At 68.6% G+C, this 8,435-nt stretch carries 8 protein-coding genes; 3 read left to right on the top strand and 5 right to left on the bottom strand.

Going from position 1 to position 8,435, the window contains the following annotated elements; genetic code table 11:
- The first annotated feature begins 451 nt into the window (after window positions 1-451).
- The 3 genes from ABF401_RS09130 (at window position 452) to ABF401_RS09120 (ending at window position 3,795) form a co-directional block, all read left to right on the top strand.
- A complete protein-coding gene (locus tag ABF401_RS09130; protein ID WP_353509233.1) occupies window positions 452-1,684 on the top strand; it encodes a M20 metallopeptidase family protein in 1,233 nt (410 codons plus the stop codon).
- A 77-nt stretch (window positions 1,685-1,761) separates the two neighbouring features.
- A complete protein-coding gene (locus ABF401_RS09125; protein ID WP_353509234.1) occupies window positions 1,762-2,187 on the top strand; it encodes a Fur family transcriptional regulator in 426 nt (141 codons plus the stop codon).
- 54 nt (window positions 2,188-2,241) lie between these two features.
- Complete coding sequence (locus ABF401_RS09120) at window positions 2,242-3,795, top strand: catalase (protein ID WP_353509232.1); 1,554 nt, start codon at window positions 2,242-2,244, stop codon at window positions 3,793-3,795.
- Window positions 3,796-3,961: 166 nt separating this feature from the next.
- Here the strand turns inward: ABF401_RS09120 and ABF401_RS09115 are convergent, their stop codons facing one another.
- The 5 genes from ABF401_RS09115 to ABF401_RS09095 form a co-directional block, all read right to left on the bottom strand.
- The gene (locus ABF401_RS09115) at window positions 3,962-4,183 is read right to left on the bottom strand and encodes a YbdD/YjiX family protein (RefSeq protein WP_353509231.1); all 222 of its coding nucleotides are present in this window, start codon (window positions 4,181-4,183) and stop codon (window positions 3,962-3,964) included.
- A 1-nt stretch (window position 4,184) separates the two neighbouring features.
- Window positions 4,185-6,425 (bottom strand): carbon starvation CstA family protein, encoded by a 2,241-nt coding sequence (locus tag ABF401_RS09110; protein ID WP_353509230.1) that lies wholly within the window; start codon window positions 6,423-6,425, stop codon window positions 4,185-4,187.
- A gap of 154 nt (window positions 6,426-6,579) precedes the next feature.
- Window positions 6,580-6,753 carry a hypothetical protein gene (locus tag ABF401_RS09105; RefSeq protein ID WP_353509229.1) on the bottom strand — a complete coding sequence of 58 codons (174 nt, stop codon included), beginning with the start codon at window positions 6,751-6,753 and terminating at the stop codon, window positions 6,580-6,582.
- A gap of 42 nt (window positions 6,754-6,795) precedes the next feature.
- A complete protein-coding gene (locus ABF401_RS09100; protein ID WP_353509228.1) occupies window positions 6,796-7,686 on the bottom strand; it encodes an ABC transporter permease in 891 nt (296 codons plus the stop codon).
- The coding region (locus ABF401_RS09095) for an ATP-binding cassette domain-containing protein (protein WP_353509227.1) at window positions 7,683-8,435 on the bottom strand (753 nt) is incomplete at its 5' end. The genes ABF401_RS09095 and ABF401_RS09100, both read right to left, overlap by 4 nt.

Below are 8,435 nucleotides of genomic sequence, written 5' to 3'. Positions count from 1 at the left end.
CGGATACGTGCTTCACGCGCCGCTTTGCGTCGTTCGAACTCGCGACGCGCTGACGCTCCGGCCGTTCCAGGGTCAACCGCGTCAGGAACAGCGAGGTCGAGCTCGGGCCCGACGGAGAGTGCAGGAGACGTAGTCACCTCATGGCTGACACATCGCACGGTCCTGGTCGCCCGTTCATAGATCGCATCCGCCCTTGCCGGCAGCTCCGATCCACACACCCTGCACGTCCCGGCATAGCGCAGGCGCATGCGCTTCTCATCAGTTCCCCCATCCACGCCGCCACCGTAAAGCGCCGCGCCGCTCGGTGCAGCGTGTTGCGTCACGTCGGCTCCCCTCTGTTGTCAAGGGGTCGGGATCGGCTCTTGGAGTGTGCGCCGGCGCTGGTCGCCGTCAAGGTCGCCTGATCGCGAAAGGCGCTGTCGTCGGGGTGACGGTCAATAGGGTGACGGGCATGAGCACCCGCAGCCTGGAGATCGCGCAGTCCATCGCACCAGAGCTCGTCGCGCTCCGGCGGCGCCTCCACCAGACGCCCGAGATCGGGTTGGACCTCCCCCAGACCCAGGCCGCCGTGCTCGAAGCCATCGACGGCCTGAACCTCGAGGTCACCCGCGGACGCGCCCTGTCGTCGGTCGTTGCAGTGCTCCGCGGCGGTGCGGCGCCGGTTGAGGGACCGCGACCGTCGGTCCTCCTGCGCGGCGACATGGATGCCCTGCCCGTCGTCGAGGAGGTCGAGGTCGACTACCGCTCGACGAACGGCGCCATGCACGCGTGCGGCCACGACCTCCACGTCGCCGCCCTCGTCGGGGCGGCCAAGATCCTCCACGAGCAACGCGAGGAGCTCACCGGCGACGTCGTTTTCATGTTCCAGCCCGGTGAGGAAGCTCCCGGTGGTGCCGCGCCCATGATCGAGGAGGGCCTGCTTGAGGCGAGCGGCACGCCGGTCAGCGCGGCATACACCCTCCACGTGTACTCCGCAGAGCACCCCCTCGGCACGTGGTTCGGACGCCCGGGTCCCCAGATGGCCGCGGCCGACGAGTTCAGCGTCCGTCTCGTCGGCCAGGGCGGGCACGGTGCGACGCCGCACCGGGCGAGCGACCCCATCCCGGCCGCGTGCGAGATGGTCCTCGCCCTGCAGACGAGGGTGACGCGCGGCTTCGACGTCTTCGACCCGATCGTGGTCACGGTGGGCAGGTTCGCCGCGGGGACGAAGGACAACATCATCCCGGACGATGCGGTCTTCGACGGCACCGTCCGCACACTCTCGGCCGCTGCGCGCACGCAGGCCATCGCCGACATCGAGCGAGCCTGTCGAGGGATCGGGAGTGCCCACGGTCTCGAGGTCGCGATCGACTGGGCCTCAGGCTCCTACCCGGTGACCGTCAACGACGAGGCCGAGTTCGAGCACGCGCGCGACACGGTCGTCGACCTCTTCGGCGCGGATCGCTGGGTCGACATGGTCAACCCGGAGCTCGGCTCCGAGGACATGGCCGTCGTCCTCGAGCACGTGCCGGGTGCCTACCTCAACCTCAGCGCCTGCGCCACAGGCGATCCCGAGATGGCGGACGACAACCACTCACCACGAGCGGCGTTCGACGACTCGGTCGTTGCGGACGGCGCGGCCTACCTCGCCGAGGTGGCTCGACGCCGACTCGCCACCCTCGCGGGCCAGTCGCAGCCTGGGTAAGGATAGGCATACTTATTTTGACTAATTCCAGATTGGTTGATTGAGTTGGGCAGGTGACGACGAGTGACCCGACGACGATGCTGCACGAGGCGCAGCTGCGGGCCACGAAGCCCCGCGTCGCGGTTCTGAACCTGCTCGAGCGCCACCCACACGCCGATGCCGACACCATCGCCCGCGCTGCACGCGAGGTCCTCGGCAAGGTCTCGACCCAGGCGATCTACGACGTGCTCGGCGCCCTGACCGAGGCCGGGATCGTCCGCCGGATCGAGCCGGCCGGCTCCCCGGCCCGCTACGAGCTCCGCGTCGGCGACAACCACCACCACCTCGTGTGCCGCTCCTGCCGGGCCATCGTCGACGTCGACTGCGCCGTGGGCGATCGCCCCTGCCTGCACGCCTCGGACGACCACGGCTACGACATCGACGAGGCCGAGGTCATCTACTGGGGCACCTGCCCCGCCTGCAAGGCCGACCACCCCACGGAGGCAACGGCGCCCGCGGACTGAGCTCAGCGGCATACCGACCAGCACAACGCCAACAACAACACACCGAGGAGACACATGTCTGTCGAAGGACCCCGTCAGGACCCTGGCAACACCCAACCGCTGACCACGGTCGCCGGCGCCCCCGTCTGGGACGGCGAGAACAGCGTCACGGCGGGCCCCCGCGGCCCGATGCTGCTCCAGGACGTCTGGTTCCTCGAGAAGCTGGCCCACTTCGACCGCGAGGTCATCCCCGAGCGGCGCATGCACGCCAAGGGATCCGGCGCCTACGGCACCTTCACGGTGACGAACGACATCACGCAGTACAGCTGCGCCAAGATCTTCTCCGAGGTCGGCAAGCAGACCGAGATGTTCGCCCGCTTCTCGACCGTTGCCGGTGAGCGCGGCGCGGCCGACGCCGAGCGCGACATCCGTGGCTTCGCGGTGAAGTTCTACACGGAGGAGGGCAACTGGGACATCGTCGGCAACAACACGCCCGTCTTCTTCTTCCGCGACCCGCTGCAGTTCCCCGACCTCAACCACGCCGTCAAGCGTGACCCGAGGACGAACCTGCGCAGCGCCGAGAACAACTGGGACTTCTGGACCAACCTGCCGGAGGCCCTGCACCAGGTCACCATCGTCATGTCCGACCGCGGCATCCCGGCGAGCTACCGGCACATGCACGGCTTCGGCTCGCACACGTACTCGTTCTACAACGCCGAGGGCGAGCGCTTCTGGGTCAAGTTCCACCACCGGACGCAGCAGGGCATCAAGAACCTCACCGACGCCGAGTCCGTAGCCCTCATCGGCGACGACCGCGAGTCGCACCAGCGCGACCTCTTCGAGTCGATCGAGAAGGGCGACTTCCCGAAGTGGAAGCTGTACGTCCAGGTCATGCCGGAGGCGGACGCGGAGAAGGTGCCTTACCACCCGTTCGACCTGACCAAGGTGTGGCCGAAGGGCGACTACCCGCTCATCGAGGTCGGCGAGTGGGAGCTGAACCGCAACCCGGAGAACTACCACCTGGACGTGGAGCAGGCTGCGTTCTCCCCCGCCAACGTCGTGCCGGGCATCAGCTTCTCGCCCGACCGGATGCTCCAGGGCCGGCTGTTCTCCTACGGTGACGCGCAGCGCTACCGCCTCGGGGTCAACCACCACCAGATCCCGGTCAACTCGCCCCGCGGCGTGGCCAACCCCAACGACCCGCACCGCGACGGCGGGATGCGGATCTCGGCGGGCGGGACCCCGGCCATCACGCCGAACTCCTACGGCCGCTACTCGAGCCAGCCGCAGTACCGCGAGCCGGCCTGGGGCATCGGCTCGACGGGCGACCGGTTCAACTTCCGGGAGGACGACGACAACTACTACTCGCAGCCCGGCGTGCTCTTCCGGGAGAAGATGACGCCCGCTCAGCAGCAGGTCCTCTTCGAGAACACCGCCCGGGCCATCTCGGGGGCCTCGAAGGAGACGATCGAGCGGCACATCGCCAACTGCACCAAGGCCGACCCGGCCTACGGGGCAGGGGTCCGCGCGGCGATCGACGCGCTGAACGCCGCTGCCGCCGATGCCGATGAGGTCGCCAAGGGCGCGGCCAACGCCAACGCGCCGGCCGATTTCGCCGACGTGCGCTGACCGCCGGAGTCGTCAGACAGGAACCCCGCCACTTCGGGACCACGGTCCCGAGGTGGCGGGGTTTCTCGCGTCAGGCGCGCCTTTCGCGGACCGGGGTCCCCAGATGGCGGCCGTATGCCGCTGGGCTCGCGAGGAGCCCAGCGGCAGTGACGTCTCGGTCAGGGCCTCAACAGCAGCGGCCCTGGGGGTTCCGCTCCATCCAGTCCATGTGCTCCCGCCAGAACTCACGCTCGGTCGGCAGCTGCTGGTCGGGGTGGTGAGCAGCGAGGTGGGCGCAGTGGCGGTCGTAGGCGTCCGCGCCCATGACGGCACCGAGGTAGCCGACGGCCTTCTTGGCCGTGGAGACCGACCCCGACAACAGTCGCCTGACCGTCAGCTCGGCAGCCATCTCAGTGAGACCTCACCGGTCGGGTCACCGGGACCTTCGCCCACTGCTCCTCCAGCTCGCGCTCGGGCGGCGTCGGGAACAGGCTGGCGGGCGCATAGATCTTCGACTCGATGTACGGGTCCTCGGTGTTGTCACCACGGTGCCCCTGCCATGCCCGCACGGTTGCGATGATCGACATGACCAGCACGATGAGAGTCAGGAGCACGAAGAGGATGGACAGCGTGCCCTGGACCGTCGTGTTGCGCACGACAGCCTCCATCGCCTCGACGTTCTTCGCGGTGCCGAAGCTCGTCTTTCCATCTGCGAGGGCCTCACGGAAGGCGCTGTTCTGCGCCCAGTAGCCGACCGCCGGCACCGGGGAGAAGATCTTGTACATCGACGCGGTGACGGTGATGACCGCGGCAAAGGCCAGCGGGACGACCACCACCCACAAGTACTTGAAGTTCCCGCGGCGCGCCACGATGGCCATGACGACGGAGAGCGCGATGACCGCCAGCAGCTGGTTCGCGATGCCGAAGAGGGGGAAGAACGTGTTGATGCCACCGAGCGGATCGGTGACCCCCAGCACGAGGATGTAGCCCCAGCCGACGACCATGATCGCCGTGCAGATCCAGGCACCTGCCGTCCATGAGGTGTCCTTGAACCTCGGGATGAAGTTGCCGATCGTGTCCTGCAGCATGAACCGCGCCACGCGCGTACCGGCGTCGACGGCAGTGAGGATGAACAGCGCCTCGAACATGATCGCGAAGTGGTACCAGAAGCCCATCAGCGCGGTGCCGCCGAACCACTGGTGCAGGACGGTGGCGATGCCGACGGCCAGGGTCGGCGCACCACCGGTGCGGGAGACGACCGACTCCTCGCCGACGTTGCGGGCGAGTTCCGTGAGCATGTCCGGCGTGAGGTGGACGCCGCTCAGACCGAGCTGGTTGACGAACGCGACGGCGCCCTCGACCGTGCCCTGGGTGACCGCCGCCGAGGAGTTCATCGCGAAGTAGATGCCGCGGTCGATGGTGATCGCGGCGACGAGCGCCATGATCGCGACGAAGGACTCCATGAGCATCCCGCCGTAGCCGAGGAAGCGGGTCTGCCGCTCCTTCTCGACCATCTTCGGCGTCGTGCCGGACGAGATGAGGGCATGGAAGCCCGACAAGGCTCCACAGGCGATGGTGACGAACAGGAACGGGAAGAGTGATCCCGGGACGACGGGTCCGTCATCGCGGCTCGCGAACTCGGAGATCGCAGGGACGTTGATCTCGGGGCGGACCACGACGATGGCGATCGCGAGCAGGAGGATGACGCCGATCTTCATGAAGGTCGACAGATAGTCGCGCGGGGCGAGCAGCAGCCACACGGGCAGCACCGCGGCGATGAAGCCGTAGAAGATGATGAACCACGCGATGGTCGTGCGGTCGAGGTGGAACAGGTCCGCACCCCAGGTGGACTCGGCCACCCAGCGACCAGAGATGATGGCGAACATCAGCAGCGCGAAGCCGATGAGGGAGACCTCCATCACCTTGCCCGGCCGGATGAAGCGCAGGTACACGCCCATGAAGAGCGCGATGGGGATCGTCATGGCGACCGAGTAGACGCCCCAGGGAGAGGCGCCCAGCGCGTTGACGACGACGAGCGCGAGGATCGCGACGATGATGATCATGATGGTGAGCGTCGCGATGAGGGCGGCCGTGCCCCCGATGACGCCGAGCTCCTCGCGGGCCATCTGCCCGAGCGAGCGGCCGCCGCGCCGCATCGAGAAGAACATGACGAGGTAGTCCTGCACCGCGCCGGCGAGGATGACGCCGACGATGATCCAGAGGGTGCCCGGCAGGTAGCCCATCTGGGCGGCGAGGACCGGGCCGACGAGCGGTCCGGCGCCGGCGATGGCAGCGAAGTGGTGGCCGAAGAGGACCCGCCGGTCCGTCGGCATGAAGTCCTTGGCGTTGTTGTTGTACTCGGCCGGCGTCGCGCGGGTGTCGTCCGGTTTCGTGATGTTGCGCTCGATGTACTTCGAGTAGAAGCGGAACGCGATGAGGTAGCTGCAGACCGCCGCGAAGACGAACCAGATCGCGTTGATCGTCTCCCCGCGGACGATGGCGATCATCGCCCAGGACACGCCACCCAGGAGTGCGATCGCGACCCAGGTGACGATCTTCTGCGTGGTCCAGCGCCGGTCGTGCTCCTCGAGGACTTCTGGATCTACGGCTGCCGGGGGCAGCTCGGCTTGCTCAGGCGCGATGTTGCTCATCTACCTAACCTCCAGGGACAAAAGTGGGGGGTGGCGCACCGAGAGGCCGAGCGGTCGACCTCAACGGCGACGACATTCGTCACGCTACCCCCGCCGTCGCAGTCGAAGCGGGTTGCGTCGACCGTGGCATTGCGCCCAGACCATAACAATCCGGTCAGAGCAGGCCGAACAGGGCGGCAGGGTCCTCGAGATGGGCGTTGTGGCCGAGGCCCGAGAGCGTCACGGGCGCGGGTACGAGTTCCCGGAGCTGCTCCTCGCTCACCAGGTGGTCGGACTCTCCCCGCGCCAGGACCACCTCGGCCGGGCAGTTCGCGAGCAGTCCTGCCATGTCGGGCCGCCCGATCGCGAACGTGCGGGGGTCGAGCGCCTCCTAGCTGAGGATGTCGACCCTGCGGAACCTCCGGTAGGCCAGCATCGTGAAGGCGACCGCCCACACGAGCGACCACAGCGTCCCATGGATCATGTCCATCCACTGCGGCTCTATCGCCAGCGCGTCCTGCCAGGCCCGGTTGTAGTGTCCCGGGAGCGCGTTGCGGTACGGGTCGAGCGCATCGAGCTGGTCGAGGATGTTCGCGAGGATCGAGATGAGCACCGCACCCCCGACTGCCGCGAGCGGGGCATCCGAGCGGGTGCCGAGCCAGAAGGCGATGGCTGCGATCGGCAGGAGCGTGACGAAGATGTACGCGCAGGCCAGAGCGAGCCGCGGGAGGAACTGCCCCCAGGTCAGGTTCTCGCCCAGCGGGTTGGTGAGCGGCCCCCAGCCGTAGGCGACCCCTCCGACGACCAGGGCCCACGCGGGCAACAGGACGGTGGCCAGAGCTGTCGAGCCGATGCCGACCACGGCCTTGCTCGTCAGCAGGCGGGAGCGCCGCACGGGCGCGATGAGCAGGTAGCGCAGGGATGCCCAGGATGCCTCGCTCGGCACCGCATCACCGCAGAACAGCGCCGCCACGAGGACGAGAAGCAGCTCGGAGGCGAGGAAGACGACGACCAGGCTAAAGTTCGCCGCCCCGCTCTGCGCGAGGTCGAAGATCCGCGTCGTCGCTCCGCCACGCTGGTTGCCGTCGTCGTCGCCGAAGGCGAACGCGATGACGAGGATGATCGGCAGGGCCGCGAGCAGCCCGAACGCGACCAGCGTCCGCCGCCTCCCGAGCTGCCGCCGCCACTCGGCGCGCCAGGACAGCGGTTCGCGCACACGCGTGATGCCGTATGCCGCTGAGCTGGCTCCCAGCGCAGGCTTGTTGGTCGTCGGCTGGCTCATCGAGCCCTCACCTGCCTCAGGCGCTCGATCAGGGACGCGTCGGAGGCGTCGGAAGGGCGGGACCCGTTCTCGGACGACGCCGCGGAGATGACGCCGAGGAAGACCTCCTCGAGGTGGCGACGGCTGCTCACCCCGATGACGGGCAGCCCCGCCTCGACCGCCGCCCCGACGACCTCGACGCGCGGGCGATCGGCCACGACGACGACGCGGGTCTCGGTGTCGCGCCGGACCTCGGTGATCCCGTCGACCTCGCGGAGCGCCCCCAGCCGGCTCGGGAGCAGGGGCTCCGCCGTGTCCTCGTCGGCCTCCACGGCGATCGGGTCCAGGTCGAGGAGCGTCGTGTCCTCGCTGTCGACGAGGTCGGCGACCATACCTTGGGTGACCACGCGGCCGGCGTGCATGACGACGACGTGGGTGCACGTCATCTCCACCTCGGCGAGCAGGTGGCTCGAGATGACGACGGTCCGTCCGGTCTCCGCGTAGCGGCGCAGGATGGGGCGCATCGCGGCGATCTGTGGCGGGTCGAGGCCGTTCGTCGGCTCGTCGAGGACGAGCAGCTCGGGGAGGCCCAGCATGGCCTGGGCGATGCCGAGCCGCTGCTTCATGCCGTGGCTGTAGGAGCGCACCGGCCGGTCGACGGCTCCGCCGAGCGCGGCCACCTCGAGCGCCTCGTCGAGGTGCGCCTCCTCCGGTCGCCTGCCGGTCGCGGCCCAGTAGGCCGCGAGGTTCTGCCGGCCGGTGAGGTGCGG

This window comes from Intrasporangium sp. (assembly GCF_040414665.1).
GTDB lineage: Bacteria > Actinomycetota > Actinomycetes > Actinomycetales > Dermatophilaceae > Intrasporangium.
Note: the sequence above shows the minus strand (reverse complement) of the source record. Positions and strands in the feature narration are given on the sequence as shown.

Excerpts from the sequence above, each read along its gene's own strand:
- ABF401_RS09125 (WP_353509234.1), top strand. The coding sequence starts at position 1,762 with ATGCTGCACGAGGCGCAGCTGCGGGCCACGAAGCCCCGCGTCGCGGTT.
- ABF401_RS09130 (WP_353509233.1), top strand. The coding sequence starts at position 452 with ATGAGCACCCGCAGCCTGGAGATCGCGCAGTCCATCGCACCAGAGCTC.
- ABF401_RS09110 (WP_353509230.1), bottom strand. The coding sequence starts at position 6,425 with ATGAGCAACATCGCGCCTGAGCAAGCCGAGCTGCCCCCGGCAGCCGTA.
- ABF401_RS09120 (WP_353509232.1), top strand. The coding sequence starts at position 2,242 with ATGTCTGTCGAAGGACCCCGTCAGGACCCTGGCAACACCCAACCGCTG.
- ABF401_RS09105 (WP_353509229.1), bottom strand. The coding sequence starts at position 6,753 with ATGGCAGGACTGCTCGCGAACTGCCCGGCCGAGGTGGTCCTGGCGCGG.
- ABF401_RS09100 (WP_353509228.1), bottom strand. The coding sequence starts at position 7,686 with ATGAGCCAGCCGACGACCAACAAGCCTGCGCTGGGAGCCAGCTCAGCG.
- ABF401_RS09115 (WP_353509231.1), bottom strand. The coding sequence starts at position 4,183 with ATGGCTGCCGAGCTGACGGTCAGGCGACTGTTGTCGGGGTCGGTCTCC.